Origin of the sequence: Paenibacillus harenae (assembly GCF_030812415.1) — a bacterium.
In the GTDB taxonomy this organism is placed as follows: Bacteria; Bacillota; Bacilli; order Paenibacillales; family Paenibacillaceae; genus Pristimantibacillus; species Pristimantibacillus harenae_A.
This window is the reverse complement of the sequence record NZ_JAUSST010000006.1, coordinates 275149-290045: the sequence shown is the minus strand read 5'-3', so window position 1 is coordinate 290045 and position 14897 is coordinate 275149. Positions and strand designations below refer to the sequence as shown.

The window sequence follows — 14897 nt, the reverse complement described above, 5'->3', positions numbered from 1 at the left end:
TTTTGCGCGATCTCACGCGAAGTACTCGTCTTTCCGAGTGTCATTTGCTACCTCTTGCACGAAGGTCGCCGCCTTTTGTCACCTTAGGCTTTTTGGAGTCCTTGATGATGTTTTGCGGAGCCTTAACCATTGCGCTGGATTGGTTAGGAATCTTGTAATTTTCCTGTTTCATACTGTCACCACCCTTCGTTGTGCCCAAAATGGCATGAGAAAAGGCCACCGCTGCTCTGCGAATGGCCTGCTATAAATCTTTTGAAGTGTAACTATTATCTAGATCCAGCCTTGTTCCCACATTGTAGATATATTCTAATTGAGCCAAAGGACTGCGAACCTTAGCCAACTGAACAAGTGATTCGATGGCAATACAAACTGATCTACATTCTTTGTCATGAGGACACATTCGGCATAGGTCATGATCAACTTCACGAGAAACCTCGATTACACCACTCATAATCAGCCTCCCATTGCCTGCTTCATAATCTGCGCCCTAGCTTCAGGCGGAAGCTTCTTGTACATGTCCTGCATCGGACCAGGCAGGCTTCCAACTTCGTCATCAAATGATGCCGGCTGATTAGCTTGCTCTAACTGAGCTTGAGCGTTTTGTTCATCGATCATTGCTTTCTGTTGCTGTGCTTGTTGCTCCGCTTGTTGCCGTTCCTCTAACTGCTTCTTAATCAGCTTAGCGTTAGGGAATCCAATCTGCTCCATGATGCCCCAGAACTGAATAGGATCGATTAGACCGGCTGCAGACATCTCTTTCGCTTGGTTGAAGATGAATATCTTATCCTTCGGCAACCCTTGAGCGCTATCAGCACTGAATATGAAGTCCGTGTTGTAGTAAAGCTTGCCCTCCCCATCACGAAGGACGAAAGCATACTTATCAAACACCTGCAGCATTTCCTTGCCTTCTTGATCCTTGGGAAGATACGGCCTTAGCTCATCATAGAACGCAAGCTTGAACTCCCACATGATCTCGAATAGCTCTTTGAAGGCTTCATACTTGTTCTTCTGCTTCGATTGCATCCTGCCGCTGGCTTGCTGGACCTGAATCTGCTTAGCAACGCCTGACTTAGCCGTAGGATCTTCCTTACCTTGGAAGCTATCCGTTATGCCTAGCATGGACTGAGCCTTCTTATAGGCATCTTGTATCCACATTAGCTCGGGACCGATGTCAGCTTGAAGATTTTCTACGCCAAATACCTGTTTTTGTTGAGGGGTCATTCGTATGATTTGGTAGGTTTCATCCGTTATCTGATTCGCTTGATCCTCGGCTAACGTAAAGACACTACCGCCTTTGATGATCTTCTCTTCAGCCTTTGTAGCAGCCTTCTTAATTGTGTCTTGCTGATCGCGTATAACATCAACATCACTCTGCCCTTCGAATGAGAAGTTTTTCGGGACGTTGATGCGGATAGAAAACGGGTATCTGGTAGGAACGAAATATGGAACCTGCGTACCTACTGGAAGAAGCTCTTTATTCCCGATCCTCATAGGCGCGGCAAGCGTCTCTTCCTTCTCAATCGTTGATTCAAACTTAGTTGAACCACACATAGCGCATTGGCCTGTTTCCTCGAACACTTCCAAATCCTTGACCTCGTTACAGCTTGTGCAACGATCCAACCGCCGGTAAAAGAATTTCGGATAATCTTCAAGTACCGTATGCTCAACCCAACTGAATTTACTAATGTCGTCGTCTTCGTCCTTGTACCAGCACGTTATTTTGGTGACTTTCTCGTTCTCGTTATTGAAAGAGTTTTCGTTTCCGGAAAGATTCGTTACGTCAGAGTGTTCCTCGCCGGCGTAATCAACATCTTTGCCGTAGTCTCTCATGATCTGCTCTTTGGTCATGCTCTCTAGCACAAAGAAGTAATCCATCTCCTGTAACCGGTAAATCCCCTGTTGAGGTATCAGTTGCTTTGGATGGCGGCTTATTAGCTGTATTTCGCCTCTGTGGAGCTTGTGCTTATAATCAGGGTTCCAAGCTACCTCGATGATAGAAAGTCCCTGTACAGGCGTTATACGCTCGTTATAGTCGTTGATGCGTTCAATGCCCAACTCTGCAATGTCATTCGCTAGGCTATCCTCGATCATCGTCGCCAACCAAGAATACTCCGGACGCTTACTCTTGACCGATGGCTGCGGTACTGTTGGATCAACCTGCGATTCCGTAAATTCGTATGCGATGTTATAGACCATGTTTGCCATCTTACTGGGCCGCTGCTTACTATTCACGTTCGCATCCACGCCACGCGAGCCAAGGTAGATGTATTCGCGCTCATCCATCGCATCCAGCGGATAACTGGCTTTCGATACTTCAAGCTTATTTTGCCAGTATTGCAGTCGCGCTTCTTGCTCAACCTCATCGGCTGCACTCTCTGCTACTTCACTGACGGTATCTAACATCTCTTTCACCGCCTTTCCAGCCGCTTTAAATGGCTTGAATATGTCCATATTATCCCGCCTTTACTAATCCCCATTTTTTGAGCAGATACGGTCGCTTATCAGCCGGCGCGTTCCAGTAGTCTTCACGCAAATCCTCAGGCAGCTTAGATAGATCAAACTTCTCAGTCATTTCATGACCATAGCTTTGTTGATCCCTAATCTGATAAGTAATCGCGAGACCCATTAGCAAGTCATCGTGTGCGCCATCCTGCGCCTCTGCTCTGCCGTTTTCGTTCTTCACGAAGGTTAGCATCTCTTCCAGCGTTGGAATGTCGTTAATGAGGTGTACAGACTCTTTAACGATAGTTACGAGATTCGCAATGATAAGCGGTCGTGTGATCTTCCCTGTGAGGAATCCGAAACGCTTCTCAAGCTTATGAGTGTAGCTGTCCTGAACCTCGCGAACATAAAGCTTCGGATACTTCCACTCCTCGAACTTCCTAAGCGGATAGGTGGAAAAGTTAACCTCGATGCCTACGAGAGCTGTGTTGTAATACTTAGCCAAGCAATACATCTGCCTTGCATAGTCAATCTCGTCATATTGCTGTTTGAGGACCGCTGCTTGATTGCCTGTTGTGTTGTTGATGATGTGGCCTGTAAAGTTGTCTGAACCTTCACCGGCCGTATCTCCACCAAGCACGTAAGGCAAGTTTGGCTTCGTATCCTCGTATATGGTAATAGCTCCGGCCGAATCGTCTACCCACTTGATTGATTCATCCAGCACCTTTGTATCATCGTGGTCATAATAAAAATAACCGCGTTTCAGCGGCTGTCGGTTTCGTAAGTATGCGATTCGTTCAGATACGATCTGTTTAGGGAATATCGTCTTGCCAAGTACGCCCCATTCTCCTAAACAGTAGACTTGATAGAAGTATGGGTCAGAGTGCTTAAACGCCTCTAGAACCGCTTTATCCTCGTCAGGCAGGAACGGGTTATCCAAGTACGTAGAATGCTTTGTGACCGCATTAGGCTTCTTCTGATCGAAGAATTCCTTCTTAAGCCAATGGTTTATGTCGATCGGGTTAAAGCTGATCATCATCTGTTTGTAATTCCTTGACTTACCACGCATCCGAATGTCGAGTTGCCGATAGTCTTCGGTGCTGATCTCGCTTGCTTCCTCGATCCAGACTGATGTAACGCCACTGATGGACTTTAGCTTTTCAACGTCATCCAATCCGGCGAACAGTATTTCATTCCCGTTTACACAGGTTATATGCAACTCCGATGTTGCTCCTTTAGGGATCGTGAATAGATCCTGGACACCCCAACGGTAGATTGTTTTCTTTATCTCAGCGAATACCGATTCACGCAACGTCTTAGCAACCTTACGGAGCACCAAGAAGCGATGACCAGTTTCGTTAAGCATCCGAGTGACGATCTTCTGAGTGATGAATACCGACTTACCCGATCCACCACCACCCATAAGTACCATGTACCGCGATTCATTCCAGTACAACGGGTAAAACTTTTGTGGTGTAAGGTTAGGCAGTTCGGTCAGATCCACATCAATCGTTGTCATCGACCGGTACCGGAGCTTGTGGCAATCCTACTTTGATAGCTATGCCACCAAGATGCTCGAGTTCTTGTTTGTCACGCCATTGCTTCGGCTTACGGTTCTTGAGCCAGAAGATGAGCGCTGTTGTATTTGGATGAGCGACCTTTCTTAGCTCGATTGGATCGCCTGTCATTTTGTTTAATTCTTCCTCGGTGTAATCATACCCAAGTGCCGCTTTAAGGAGAGCATTCTCGACCATTACGTCGATAACTTCCTTCCCGCGTTTTAAGGCCTCAGTTAACTCAGAGTGTTCCTTCTTGTACTTGTAAAACGAATCATGCGATATATCCAAGTTCTTATATATGTCCTCGTCAGTCAATCCATCCCTCGCCCATGCCTCAATTAGCAGTAGCTTGGGCTTAACATGCGTCTCGTATTTCCCTACTGCCATACTATCCCTCCTCTCATAACATATTTGCTATCAAACCAACAAGCATATTGCTTTAAGCAGAAGTTTGATCATCTGTTTATGATCGTCCAAGCTCTCTACACTGTTTCCGTTTAATAGCAACTCACCAGAATCACTAATGTTTAACTTATCAGTAGTTCCGTCCTCGTTCTTCCACTCAATGTAGTAATTTGGCGTCGGTAATTTAATTTCATACTGGTCCATTTGATCCCTCCTCTCACTTCGCTCCACGCATAAATCCGATTAAGACAACTCCTACTATCGCCCATACCGTAACAGTCAGCGCGATCATATCAGCTTACCTACGATCATGCCTGCCGTTATAGCGCCAATCATGAGTAGTATCTTTATGCGACGCTTTGCTTTGCGCTTCATGTGCATCACTCTATAAATCCAGTCATTTCCTTATATCCTTCAATGCCATGTTTCGTTACGCCTCTCATTGTTTCAAACGCCCTAGAAACAAAAGCGTGATCTTCTTCCGTCATTTGATCGTTCATGATCCGCTCTTGCAACTTTTCATTAACCGCAATACCACCATTTTCGATCATATCTTTCACTTGTTTAATGTCATACATCGCCAATCTCCTCCATCCATTCCTTTGTAACGATCATCTTCGTATATTCTAGCATTCCTAATGCTTCTGCATATGTCGGTTTCCCATCATGCTCATACTCGATTGATCCGTCTATCTGATTCATTGTGATTGTGATTCGCTTTTCCATTGGTTGCCTCCTAAGAACGACAAAAGGAGCCCATAAGGCCCCTCAGGTCACATAGAATATCTATTGCTGTGCTTACACCCTTATGGGTCAGCTTTAGATCAAAGTTGAATGCAACCCACCTGCTAGTGGACGGTTAGTGGTCGGGTTAGCTCCCATCGTTGAGAGGGGTTTTTCCCGTGCGTGTTATTAACCACTTTCATCGCAACCGGCATTCTTGCTAATTATACCAAGGAGGAAACGGCGTGAACAGCGGCTGCGCAAAAAGCTACCTGTTGCTCATTCGCCAGTTTCCTATAATACGATTATATACCGTCATACCTATCAAAAACCCATCAAGAAACACTCAATTCCTCGCATCTGTTGTGCATTTCGATGTATGGTACTTTCGCTTTCGTGAATCTTAGCGCATCCGTCAGCTTCGACAATGCCCTCTTATGCCGCCTCTCTACTGTTGCGATACTCAAGTTACGCTGGTTGGATATCTGCCGCAATGTAATATCGTGTACCCACTTCATCTTGATAACGATGCGTTCGTCGTCTGTGAGCACATCTAAAGCTCCCTCTAGATCCTCTACAATACGTTTATAGTTCTCATAATCGAGTAAGTCTCTATACGATGTCATGCCCATATCAGCGGCTTTCCCAACCATTGCGAAGAATCTCTCCGGCGCTCCCGATCCACCTTGCATTCCGCTGTAGTTCGCTATTCCTGCGCTTGGAACGGTTATATGACGCTCATAGCGAGATATTGCATATTTGTATGCCGGTAGCGATTTAAGCGCCTCTGTGATCTGTTCACGGTTCATTGTGCATCCTCCTCCGTTTTCTTCGTTTCCTTAGATCCTTGATAACCAATATTATGATTAGCGGTATGTCCCACACTTTCCATTTTAATCCGAACACTGGAACACCACCTTTTGTTTAATGACATTACTATATTTACATAAAAGGAACATCGCTTTTTAGGGCTAGTTCCTTTTGGTACGTTTATGTGGCTTTGCTATCCCATCAGTATTTCTTTAGCCTTAGAGTACCGTTTAGCCCTAGTCAAATCTTGTTGAGTAACTTCGCTCAATCTTGAAAGATCGGAATTATCCTCGATATCAAGTAGCTTAACGACTCTTGCGATTTCATTTTGTTTGGTTCTGGCTATGAACTCCATATACGTCTCGGATTCTCTTCTGGTTAAGTGGTCAATAGCCTCGACAATTTCATCACCGTAACCGAGTTGTCGTAAACCCTCTAGAGTGACTTCTGTATCTTCAACCACATCATGCAGCACTGCAACTATTCTGTTTACATCGCTGTCTGCCATTAACATTATCCTGAGAGGGTGAAGTATATATGGATGTCCACCCTTGTCATACTGCCCTTTGTGCATTGTTGTCGCCAATATTATTGCATCGTTCAACGTTGCCATTACGCTGCATTCACCGCCGACTGTTCAAGCTGTGCCAATCTCGATTCGATGTTGTTGAGTCGCTTTTCAAGTTCTGTCTCAACTGCTTTATCAGCCACTTCTCCGTTAGCGGAGTCGGTTGGTACTTCGGCATCCGATTGCGGGACGCTGGGAGGCAGTTCGTATGTTATCGCCGCTTCGGGAACCAAAACCCCACTGTCGCCAATGTCAACCGTAGGAGCTTCGACGTGAAACGTGTTGTTGTCGGTTTCGCCGCCTCCAAGTTTAGGTGGAGTGAGTTGCACCGTACCTCTGAATGTTTCTCCGCTTAACGCTAGTTCTGCTTGCGTCTTAATCGATTTATTCTTAGCCTGCTCCATCATCTGTTGCAATGTCGCATTAGGCTTTGTATGGCTTGGTATGATAATTGTGCTTTGTTTAGGCTTGTTGATCTCTTCCGTGAGTTTAGCGATCTGATCATCTTTCGCTTTTAACTGCTCAATCATCTGAACATTCTTTTCTTCTTCGGCAGCTAACGCATTTGCAAGTCTTATTCCTTCATCATCCAATCGTTCAATATGAGATTGAGCGCGTTCATAGTTCTCAGTTGCATATTGTTCCTTGCGGATCGATTCTCGCAGCCTTGTATCGATATCAATCAAGTTCGCGTTAAGTGCAGTAATCTCAGCATCCTTTGCCTCTAGCTGCTCATTTACCGATGTATGTAATGCTGTTAGGTTATCGTCTACTGCCATATCAACCATCTGCCGGAACATGGTCGCGAGTTCTTCATACTCGTTTATGCCGATCAATTTATGTCCCGTCTCTGCAGGTAACACCGCATCAAACACTTGATAAATCGTTTCTTTTATGCCGTTGTCGATTACTTGATTTCCGTCCATTTATATTCGCCTCCTGAGCAAAATAGTCTTACTCTATTTTATCATTTTTTAGCTGTAAATACCAGTGTTAAACCCTTATAAATCAAGGTTTTTACGTAATTTTACTTTTCTTTTGACGGGATCGTTTAGCAATTATAAAAGTCAAAATATTGCTAAGTAATTTAATATTCACTGAATTACTTCCACCATTTTTTTGGGTACACCCATACAAGAATTAACACAACCACTGCTATTCCAATAATTAAATATCCGTTCATATCCCCAACACCCTATCAACCATATCCCTCATAGCTCCAGCCCTTGGCTGCGTCTTACCTCTCAACCATCTTGTGATCGTGTGTTCATCCACACCGATATGATTAGCAAATTGACCTTGCGTCATGCCTCGTTTGCTCATATATTCCTTAATTCCTGAAATATAGTCCATGGCTTACCATCCTTCATACTTGATTTAATCAAAAAGTATATTCGGGATTATCTTTGAAGTAATCGTCTGAAGCTTTTTTGGCATCTTCAAAGTTATCAAATCTATCATATTCCTTGTTATACTTTCGGTTGATAATAAAGTTATATTTCCCAGTACTTTCGCAGAGGTATACTCCTCTTGTTCCACATGGCCCATTTGGTCCTGTATCAATTCTATTCCTTGCATTTCCCGAAGCAGTTACAATTCTTAAATTCTCGTTGGTATTATCAAAAGTATCGTGGTTTATATGATCTACAACCAATCCTTTGGGTGCATTTGTAAGAAGCCGATGCAAATAAGGATGTTCAATATCTTTATACTTAACAGATCCAATTCCATATATATGTTTTCCTTTTCCTGTTTTCACAAATTTTCCGGAGTAGTTATCAAGAATTTCTAACTTATTAGTACTTACAAGAAATTCAAGCACCCCTTTCTCAGTGTCAATGAATATTGTCGTTATACTTCCTTTTATTTCGTATCTGTTTCTAATGTCCATTACCTCCTTAAACACTTCTAAAATCGATTTTAAACCCATTCACAGTTAAAACCCTCTAGACTACCAATTCACTCTTACAACGTCTCTACTAGGCTCTCAGGAGGTCGTAGCACCCTTTCATGTTTGCGATGATCATTAAGTTTCTTTATCACAAACTCAGTAGAGATAACCGCGATCCCTTTTTTCTTGTTGTATTTCGCTTGTTCTAGCAATTCCTCTAAAGGAGTCATGCAATCACCATACCTTCTGATAGAATTTTGCGATCCCACTTCTCATATAATCCAGCTCTTTTTCCTTCCGACGTTTTTCCTTCTCCATCTTTCTCTTCCAAACTGTGAATTGATAGGCTGTCATGCACCGACCTCCTCCAACGTGATTATGATAAATGGGTGTTTGCTGTTCTCGCCCTTTGTAATCCGAAGCTCACGCACATATTCGAAATTGTCGTCTACTAGCACTCCAGCCTTTACTAATCCATCTTGAAGCATTTTAGCCGATGCAGCATAGTTGTCGGGATCTCGTCTTCTCTTGTCTGGGAAGTGAAACTCATACGTCATGTTTACACATTCGACGGGCCTTATACCTTGCTCTCTCACGATTATTGCTATGATATGCTCCCACTCTTTCTTTTCTGCTGCTATCTGCCTAAAGTGCATACGCCGTAGTTCATTTTGTGTTGGCGGGATATTGTTAATCTTGATTGTCTGCAATCTCTCACTCCCTCTCTGCGATAATAACAACGTCTCTAACATGCTTATCCAGCTTTTTCTTCATGTGCTCCGCTTCGATGAAGGGCATCCGGCGTTGACAAGTAAAGCTTCCTACTTTTAGTCGATAGGCTATCATTGTGATTCCTCCTTGATTAACAGATGATCGTAGTTGTACTTGTTCCCCACTACAACAAAAATATCAGGTTGGAAATTCGACCAAGCGCTTTTTGTTCCAGTTGCATGCCACCCAGTATGAGCCCACTCGATTACAAAGTTCACCCCATCTTTCTGCACGATGTCTCCCTCGTATATCTCCACTCCGTTAGAATCCTTTAGGCCGGTGTATTGCATGATTTCGCAGCGATCAGTTACATTCATTCCGTTCACATACATCTGCCCGTTTTCTCCTTCAAATCTCCATCCACGAGACCATGGACTAAAGAATCGCTTATCTTCTTTATGCCAATAACGAAACTTAATCTCTCTCATGATGCGTCGTCACCGCCCACGTAATAGCTTTTATACGATTGCTTCTGTCTCTTCTTCTCTTCTAGCGATATAACTGGCTTACCTGACCGTGTAGCCTTCATAATCGGGTTATGGCTAACTCTTTCACTTGGTCTGTTTGATTTCATTCGTATCATCTCCTCTATCTCATATTTCACCCTATTCGACCCTGTTCGGCCTACACTTCGTTAAGCGGATTCGGTCGCTTCGGTGGCGCTATTCGCAAGAGCTAAGATCCTAAACCCTACAGACCACGTTGCATCCTTTGCGAACACCGTTTCGACATCTTCGTTCATGTCTTTTTCGATAAAATCGCTCAACTCATTCCAAGCTTCAAAAAATTTGTGTGCTATGAAAGGAGTTCCTAAGACGAAATGGTATTTTTGGTACGTTAAAAATCGACCTTCCTTGTCAGTGATAAGAAGTTCCGCTGTATCACAATACCTGCGAAGGCTTACCAAGCTCTCTCTTTTGCCACTTTCATTCCTTCTCTGCCCATCCAGCACTAGATCATTACCTGAGTATCCCAATGGTGCTACGCTTGTTATCCGTCCTCCTGTGATTACCTCTACTCCGTTAACGAAATCTGTGATTGTTAACTGTTTCATCCCTATCACTCCTCATCTCATATTCCACCCTATTCGGCTGCCTTTTCCCGTTTTGAGTTGCGGTATTTGTTCATGATCTCGAAATGGAGCTCAACAACCTGTTCCGCATCTCTTAATGTGTCGTACTCCACTGCGATCTTTTCATCCACCCAAAGGAATGTTTCCCATGCTTTCGTTTCGAAGTCAGCATTTGCGTATGTCCTCCACGCACTCGATATCCTCGCTCTGTCATCAATACGAGTGTGAATCCCTGTGTTGATATCACTTTCTTTGTAGCTCATCCCTATCACTCCTCATCTCATATTCCACTTGCTCTGATTACCTGTTCCAACTCACCTGGATGCTCCTCTAAGCCAAATGCTTCTCTTCCTCGCTGCATCCATTCGTCAAAGTCTTTGTCGAATAATTCATAATCATCTGATTTTTTCATGCAGATACCTTCTTCCCGATCTTCTCAGCAAGGTATTTTTGTCCGTCTTCCGTTTCGTTAAGCCACGTCAGTAGCTTTTTAGTACTCCTGAGTGAAGTAGCTACGCCTAATCGTTTCATTCCCGTAACACTCACATCTATGCGGTGACTCCGATCACCATCAATGACCTTAACTTCCCAAAATCTAACTCCATACAGCGAAGATTGAAATAACACTTCAGCGACCATTAAGCTTCCTCCTCCGTCTTGTCATCCGATTCACGTTCATCTTCACAATGGCAATCATCTTCAAACACTCCGCATGCGTTGCAAAACTTTTTGATATTGAATTTTGTCACTATGCTTCCTCCCTCAACCTGTAATTCAATTCCCTGCCGCCCTCAATCACAACGCAAAAGTCGCGACACATTTCGTATATCCTCGATCCGATCGCCATATCGAAAGCGCACATTGCGTCAATGTCGAACTCGGACGATATGATTATTGGTAAGTTGTTCATATAGCGATAGTTGATAATGGCGAATGTCTGCTCAATTTGGAAGTCCGTCGGCTCTTTACGCCCCTTCCACATATCGTCGATGTACAGTATCGGAATCCGCTGAAGCAATCCCACTCGTTCCTCAAGCTCGTTAAGGTTGGCTTTAAGCTCGTTGAACCCTTCCACCCACGGGAAGTATATGAGACCTTCGCCGTTCCTTATCAAATGGTTACAGACCGCCATACAAAGGTGTGTCTTTCCGCTGCCTGGTATACCCAGCAACGCCATCCCGTTTTGGCGGTTGCTACGGATCTCTGCAAACTTCTTTGCATACGTTCCGGCTGACTTCCATGCGTTGTAAACCTGATCAGACATTCCCTCTTGCATGAAGTTTTTGAACAGCTTGGATTTGAATTCCTCCGTAATCTTACTTTGCTTCATAATGCGAGCTGCCTTATTCCTATCTTGGCAGTCCGAGCATATCCTCCAGCGTTCGCCATCCTCTGATTTAACGATATAGCCACCTTCATCATTGCAAATCCGACAAGTCGGTTGATGCGGACTTATGGGGGCTGTTGCCGATCCACCCTGTTCGGCCTTTAACAATCGATTCGCCTCCGCTCGCTTTCGGATAGCTTCCAAGTCGAATCCCTTGAGTGCCTGTCCTATGCTCTCCATTGTTGTTCCCCCCCACTGCGATAAATTTGTAATCCTTATATCTTTCCTCGTTTAAAAAGGTCTTTGGATGCTTAATGTATTGTTGCTCGGTTTTTTTCTTCTGGCATTCGGCTGAGTAATTCATAGCACATTGGATAATGAATGAAGACTGTTCACCTGCTTTAAGAACCTTTTGCCAAGTTTTAAAACAATCAGCCTTTTCGATTTTCCGAGGATACACATTCCAGAATTCATCGAATTCGGGTGTATATGTTTTCTTTGTTTTCTTTGTATCATCATTGTTACTACCTTGTTCTTGTGTGGTTGGATGCTGGTTAGCTGCTGGTTGGCTGCTGGTTGATTCTCCGTTGCTCTGCTGGTTACCAGTTCCTGACTCCCCTTGATCTGACTGGCTTTGTTGATGGTTGCTCTGCTGGTTGTACTTTTCGTAGTTTTTAACGCGATAAAGCGAAAACTTTGGAAACTTCTGAATCGGTTCTACCATTCCGTCAGAAACCAGCTTCTTGAATAAAGTCCTCAACCTTTGCTCGCTTATGCCTAACCTTTTGCTCCAGCTTATCCGGCCAAAGATGAATTGCCCTCGTTCTACCGTTACTAACTTGCCTTCTAGCATTGTCTTTTCAGGATCACTGGAGTACCTGGCTCGCAGAAGGATTTCAAACCACACCTTGAAATACTCTGCATCTTGGTATATCCAATGACTTTCAATTTCACGGTCTATACCAATGAACGCCAACTCCGTCACTCCCTCAGTTTATTGACTGTGACCCCGAATATTTTAAAAAGGTCCGTTCGGATAACAGTTGGATCATTTACGATTTCAGATCCTGTGTACCTCAAGATGATGTAACCTTCCTTTTGAAACTCTCGATCACGCTTTTTATCCCTAGCCGCTTGAGATTTTGTCTTCTCGTGAAACTCGTGACCATCGCACTCTATTGCTACTTTTTTATCTGGTCCAGTTACAACAACGTCTGCTTTATAAGGGCCAACAGGATATTGTGACATTATTTTGTATGTGATTTCTCCTGCGGTATCTCTAAATTTCAAAGCTTCTAGTGCAGCTATCCTTTCGATTGGCGACTCTATATTTCTCTCAATTGCATTTATCGTCTCGTATAAGTGATCTGTCACCCGAGTAATGAAAACTCGTCTCCAGTATTCGTAATCTTTAGTCACTCTTACACCACCATGCCTTCACGTTCTAATTTCTCAGCTATGGCCTTCTCAATCCATTCGTGTTTTGTCAGACCGGTATAAGCTGCACTAGCTTTAATCTCGCGGTTGATTTCTTCAACCAATCGAATTTGAAATGGAACAACTTTAGACATATCTATCAACCTCCTGTTTGTTATTTATATATCAAGTATATCACGTTACCGTTAGATTTGTAACGTTATCGATAGAATTAGTCTCATAACGTTTACTTTTCACTCGGTATGGTTATGATAAAAATGGGTGATGATTATGCCAATTAAAAGTAAATTACATATTCTAATGGGCGAACATAAGATTCGTAGCATTAATAAACTAGCAATTATGACTGAGGTGAGCGCTCCAGCGCTGCATCGTCTTTACGATGGATCGAACGTCCGTATCGACTATTCAACGCTGGAATCTCTATGCAAGCACTTCAACTGCTCTATTGGAGATATCATTGAATATGTGCCGGATGAGAAGGATTAGGCGTTCCTCTTAGGTGTATACTTCTTGCATGAGGTTACGCCGATCCCTTTCTTTGCTACGTAGTCATTAACAGTTGCTCCACAATCAGGGACAAACCATTCTCGTTTGCATGAATCGCATAAACTAATTAATTCCACCGTATGTCCTCCTCATATTTGAATCAGAATTTGTTATGCCTCACATACCACCATATTTGCGATACCATCGCTCAGCGTCCCAGTTTCTTATGCGTAGCTTGAGCGCTTTGATATGAGCGGTTACTTTGTCTCGTATAGTGAATTTGGCGTATCCCAGTTCGCCGGACTCGTTATGATGGCTCATGGTATATATCCTCCTGCTCTAGTGCGTAAGGGTCCAAGTACTTGCCGGTATACGTATAGGCCGCTTGCAATTTCATTTTCCGATGCTTGGCATCCGTCATAAGGCGAACAACTACCTCAGGCGACTCCATAACAGGGTAAGCCACCGCGCCGCACACTACATTTGTTTTACCTTTGTCTGTATAGACTGCTCTTATTTGATCTGCTTCAAGGTATACAGGGCCATCTGTGATAATGGCGGTCAGTTTAATCATTGGTATCCTCCTAGCGCTAATCTAGCTGTATCTTTTAACGTTTGTACGTGAACGAGTGCATTGCCTAATTTGAAGTCTCTAATTGCTTCTAGAGCATTTCGTAGGTCGTCACGTTCCTTCTCCACCTGATCAAGCTTGTTAAGTAGAAGCTGCACTCTTTTGATCCATACCCCACATTCATCAACCGAGAATGGTACAGGAATAATGCATCCGGGCTTAACTAACTCACGAATATCATCAATCTCAATCATTGGTATCCTCCTCACATAGGGCTAATAGGGTGGCTAGGCATGTAGCATGAGGGGCGCTACTTTCACCCATAGAACCAGCTGTCCCGAATTCAGCCACCCAAACATTAAGACCCATAGCTTCGAGTTTAAAATCCCATCCGCGCTGTTGCATCTCTTCTACCACTAGGCGCATACCTTCCCATGTGGTGGAGTATTGCGGCAATTCAAACCACACTCCTCGTTCGGAATTATCTTTAATCCAGTTATGGCCCCAACTTTCAAGCCACGTCCAATTCCCTGTTATATCTCCAAATAGTTTAATTCGAATGATCTTATCCAACTCTCTACCAGGCTGCATATTCTCAATCATTTGTTTGTTCCTCCTCGATCCATCTGACAACGCTACCTATCTTTTTAAGCTGTTCATTATCATAGGCATTAAGCCAAAACGATCCTTTGCCATCGGTCATTTCATAGTGTCCTTTAGAATTCTTTTTTACGAAAATACCTTTTCTACGCGGGTTATCAAGACTTGCATGTCCGTTTTCGATTACGTCACCGAATTTGAATTTATGCATCTGTATCCTCCTCAATCTCAT

Annotated in this window: 31 protein-coding genes; 1 reads left to right on the top strand and 30 read right to left on the bottom strand. The window is 43.7% G+C overall.

Annotated elements, in window-relative coordinates; all coding sequences use genetic code 11:
- Positions 1 to 40: 40 nt before the first annotated feature.
- From J2T14_RS22320 to J2T14_RS22205, 25 genes are all read right to left on the bottom strand, one after another.
- On the bottom strand, positions 41 to 172 hold the full coding sequence (locus J2T14_RS22320) for a hypothetical protein (RefSeq protein WP_307474327.1): 132 nt from the start codon (positions 170 to 172) through the stop codon (positions 41 to 43).
- Positions 173 to 241: 69 nt separating this feature from the next.
- Positions 242 to 451, bottom strand: coding sequence for a hypothetical protein (locus tag J2T14_RS22315; RefSeq protein ID WP_307474325.1), 210 nt, complete (start codon positions 449 to 451; stop codon positions 242 to 244).
- Positions 452 to 453: 2 nt separating this feature from the next.
- A complete protein-coding gene (locus J2T14_RS22310) occupies positions 454 to 2451 on the bottom strand; it encodes a hypothetical protein (protein ID WP_307474323.1) in 1998 nt (665 codons plus the stop codon).
- A 1-nt stretch (position 2452) separates the two neighbouring features.
- Positions 2453 to 3961 (bottom strand): PBSX family phage terminase large subunit, encoded by a 1509-nt coding sequence (locus J2T14_RS22305; protein WP_307474321.1) that lies wholly within the window; start codon positions 3959 to 3961, stop codon positions 2453 to 2455.
- Entirely contained in the window at positions 3948 to 4388 is a 441-nt protein-coding gene (locus J2T14_RS22300; protein WP_307474319.1) for a helix-turn-helix domain-containing protein, read from the bottom strand. The genes J2T14_RS22305 and J2T14_RS22300 overlap by 14 nt, the downstream gene beginning before the upstream one ends.
- A gap of 30 nt (positions 4389 to 4418) precedes the next feature.
- The gene (locus tag J2T14_RS22295; protein WP_307474317.1) at positions 4419 to 4610 is read right to left on the bottom strand and encodes a hypothetical protein; all 192 of its coding nucleotides are present in this window, start codon (positions 4608 to 4610) and stop codon (positions 4419 to 4421) included.
- Between the two features lie 176 nt (positions 4611 to 4786).
- Positions 4787 to 4984 (bottom strand): hypothetical protein, encoded by a 198-nt coding sequence (locus J2T14_RS22290; protein WP_307474314.1) that lies wholly within the window; start codon positions 4982 to 4984, stop codon positions 4787 to 4789.
- Entirely contained in the window at positions 4977 to 5132 is a 156-nt protein-coding gene (locus J2T14_RS22285; RefSeq protein WP_307474312.1) for a hypothetical protein, read from the bottom strand. Before J2T14_RS22285 ends, J2T14_RS22290 begins: the two co-directional genes overlap by 8 nt.
- Positions 5133 to 5464: 332 nt before the next feature.
- A complete protein-coding gene (locus tag J2T14_RS22280) occupies positions 5465 to 5938 on the bottom strand; it encodes a sigma factor-like helix-turn-helix DNA-binding protein (protein ID WP_307474310.1) in 474 nt (157 codons plus the stop codon).
- A gap of 194 nt (positions 5939 to 6132) precedes the next feature.
- Positions 6133 to 6552 carry an HD domain-containing protein gene (locus J2T14_RS22275; protein WP_307474308.1) on the bottom strand — a complete coding sequence of 140 codons (420 nt, stop codon included), beginning with the start codon at positions 6550 to 6552 and terminating at the stop codon, positions 6133 to 6135.
- Positions 6552 to 7433 carry a hypothetical protein gene (locus J2T14_RS22270; protein ID WP_307474306.1) on the bottom strand — a complete coding sequence of 294 codons (882 nt, stop codon included), beginning with the start codon at positions 7431 to 7433 and terminating at the stop codon, positions 6552 to 6554. Before J2T14_RS22270 ends, J2T14_RS22275 begins: the two co-directional genes overlap by 1 nt.
- Before the next feature lie 253 nt (positions 7434 to 7686).
- The gene (locus tag J2T14_RS30945) at positions 7687 to 7830 is read right to left on the bottom strand and encodes a helix-turn-helix domain-containing protein (protein ID WP_373458190.1); all 144 of its coding nucleotides are present in this window, start codon (positions 7828 to 7830) and stop codon (positions 7687 to 7689) included.
- Positions 7831 to 7888: 58 nt separating this feature from the next.
- Positions 7889 to 8437 (bottom strand): HNH endonuclease, encoded by a 549-nt coding sequence (locus J2T14_RS22265; protein ID WP_307474303.1) that lies wholly within the window; start codon positions 8435 to 8437, stop codon positions 7889 to 7891.
- Positions 8438 to 8748: 311 nt separating this feature from the next.
- The gene (locus tag J2T14_RS22260; RefSeq protein WP_307474300.1) at positions 8749 to 9108 is read right to left on the bottom strand and encodes a RusA family crossover junction endodeoxyribonuclease; all 360 of its coding nucleotides are present in this window, start codon (positions 9106 to 9108) and stop codon (positions 8749 to 8751) included.
- A gap of 4 nt (positions 9109 to 9112) precedes the next feature.
- Entirely contained in the window at positions 9113 to 9244 is a 132-nt protein-coding gene (locus tag J2T14_RS22255) for a hypothetical protein (RefSeq protein ID WP_307474298.1), read from the bottom strand.
- Positions 9241 to 9597 carry a YopX family protein gene (locus tag J2T14_RS22250; RefSeq protein WP_307474296.1) on the bottom strand — a complete coding sequence of 119 codons (357 nt, stop codon included), beginning with the start codon at positions 9595 to 9597 and terminating at the stop codon, positions 9241 to 9243. The genes J2T14_RS22255 and J2T14_RS22250 overlap by 4 nt, the downstream gene beginning before the upstream one ends.
- A complete protein-coding gene (locus J2T14_RS22245) occupies positions 9594 to 9743 on the bottom strand; it encodes a hypothetical protein (RefSeq protein ID WP_307474293.1) in 150 nt (49 codons plus the stop codon). The genes J2T14_RS22250 and J2T14_RS22245 overlap by 4 nt, the downstream gene beginning before the upstream one ends.
- A gap of 60 nt (positions 9744 to 9803) precedes the next feature.
- Positions 9804 to 10223 carry a hypothetical protein gene (locus J2T14_RS22240; protein ID WP_307474291.1) on the bottom strand — a complete coding sequence of 140 codons (420 nt, stop codon included), beginning with the start codon at positions 10221 to 10223 and terminating at the stop codon, positions 9804 to 9806.
- A gap of 29 nt (positions 10224 to 10252) precedes the next feature.
- The gene (locus J2T14_RS22235) at positions 10253 to 10504 is read right to left on the bottom strand and encodes a hypothetical protein (protein WP_307474289.1); all 252 of its coding nucleotides are present in this window, start codon (positions 10502 to 10504) and stop codon (positions 10253 to 10255) included.
- 17 nt (positions 10505 to 10521) lie between these two features.
- The gene (locus J2T14_RS22230) at positions 10522 to 10653 is read right to left on the bottom strand and encodes a hypothetical protein (RefSeq protein ID WP_307474287.1); all 132 of its coding nucleotides are present in this window, start codon (positions 10651 to 10653) and stop codon (positions 10522 to 10524) included.
- The gene (locus J2T14_RS22225; RefSeq protein WP_307474285.1) at positions 10650 to 10880 is read right to left on the bottom strand and encodes a hypothetical protein; all 231 of its coding nucleotides are present in this window, start codon (positions 10878 to 10880) and stop codon (positions 10650 to 10652) included. The genes J2T14_RS22230 and J2T14_RS22225 overlap by 4 nt, the downstream gene beginning before the upstream one ends.
- A gap of 109 nt (positions 10881 to 10989) precedes the next feature.
- Entirely contained in the window at positions 10990 to 11736 is a 747-nt protein-coding gene (locus tag J2T14_RS22220) for an ATP-binding protein (protein ID WP_307474283.1), read from the bottom strand.
- Positions 11660 to 12544 carry a hypothetical protein gene (locus J2T14_RS22215; RefSeq protein WP_307474281.1) on the bottom strand — a complete coding sequence of 295 codons (885 nt, stop codon included), beginning with the start codon at positions 12542 to 12544 and terminating at the stop codon, positions 11660 to 11662. Before J2T14_RS22215 ends, J2T14_RS22220 begins: the two co-directional genes overlap by 77 nt.
- 5 nt (positions 12545 to 12549) lie before the next feature.
- Positions 12550 to 12987: an endonuclease domain-containing protein gene (locus tag J2T14_RS22210; protein ID WP_307474279.1), complete on the bottom strand. Its 438-nt coding sequence runs from the start codon at positions 12985 to 12987 to the stop codon at positions 12550 to 12552.
- Between the two features lie 2 nt (positions 12988 to 12989).
- Complete coding sequence (locus tag J2T14_RS22205) at positions 12990 to 13139, bottom strand: hypothetical protein (RefSeq protein WP_307474277.1); 150 nt, start codon at positions 13137 to 13139, stop codon at positions 12990 to 12992.
- Positions 13140 to 13269: 130 nt separating this feature from the next.
- Between J2T14_RS22205 and J2T14_RS30940 the strand changes: the two genes are divergently transcribed.
- A complete protein-coding gene (locus J2T14_RS30940; RefSeq protein WP_373458184.1) occupies positions 13270 to 13494 on the top strand; it encodes a helix-turn-helix domain-containing protein in 225 nt (74 codons plus the stop codon).
- A 177-nt stretch (positions 13495 to 13671) separates the two neighbouring features.
- On the opposite strand, the gene J2T14_RS22200 is transcribed toward J2T14_RS30940, so the two are convergent.
- Genes J2T14_RS22200 through J2T14_RS22180 form a run of 5 tightly spaced genes read right to left on the bottom strand, consistent with a single transcriptional unit; the run spans position 13672 to position 14876 of the window.
- Positions 13672 to 13815: a hypothetical protein gene (locus J2T14_RS22200; RefSeq protein WP_307474275.1), complete on the bottom strand. Its 144-nt coding sequence runs from the start codon at positions 13813 to 13815 to the stop codon at positions 13672 to 13674.
- Positions 13802 to 14068: a hypothetical protein gene (locus J2T14_RS22195; RefSeq protein ID WP_307474273.1), complete on the bottom strand. Its 267-nt coding sequence runs from the start codon at positions 14066 to 14068 to the stop codon at positions 13802 to 13804. Before J2T14_RS22195 ends, J2T14_RS22200 begins: the two co-directional genes overlap by 14 nt.
- Positions 14065 to 14319 carry a hypothetical protein gene (locus tag J2T14_RS22190; RefSeq protein ID WP_307474271.1) on the bottom strand — a complete coding sequence of 85 codons (255 nt, stop codon included), beginning with the start codon at positions 14317 to 14319 and terminating at the stop codon, positions 14065 to 14067. The genes J2T14_RS22195 and J2T14_RS22190 overlap by 4 nt, the downstream gene beginning before the upstream one ends.
- The gene (locus tag J2T14_RS22185; protein ID WP_307474269.1) at positions 14312 to 14668 is read right to left on the bottom strand and encodes a hypothetical protein; all 357 of its coding nucleotides are present in this window, start codon (positions 14666 to 14668) and stop codon (positions 14312 to 14314) included. Before J2T14_RS22185 ends, J2T14_RS22190 begins: the two co-directional genes overlap by 8 nt.
- Positions 14661 to 14876, bottom strand: coding sequence for a hypothetical protein (locus J2T14_RS22180; protein ID WP_307474267.1), 216 nt, complete (start codon positions 14874 to 14876; stop codon positions 14661 to 14663). Before J2T14_RS22180 ends, J2T14_RS22185 begins: the two co-directional genes overlap by 8 nt.
- Positions 14877 to 14897 lie beyond the last annotated feature (21 nt).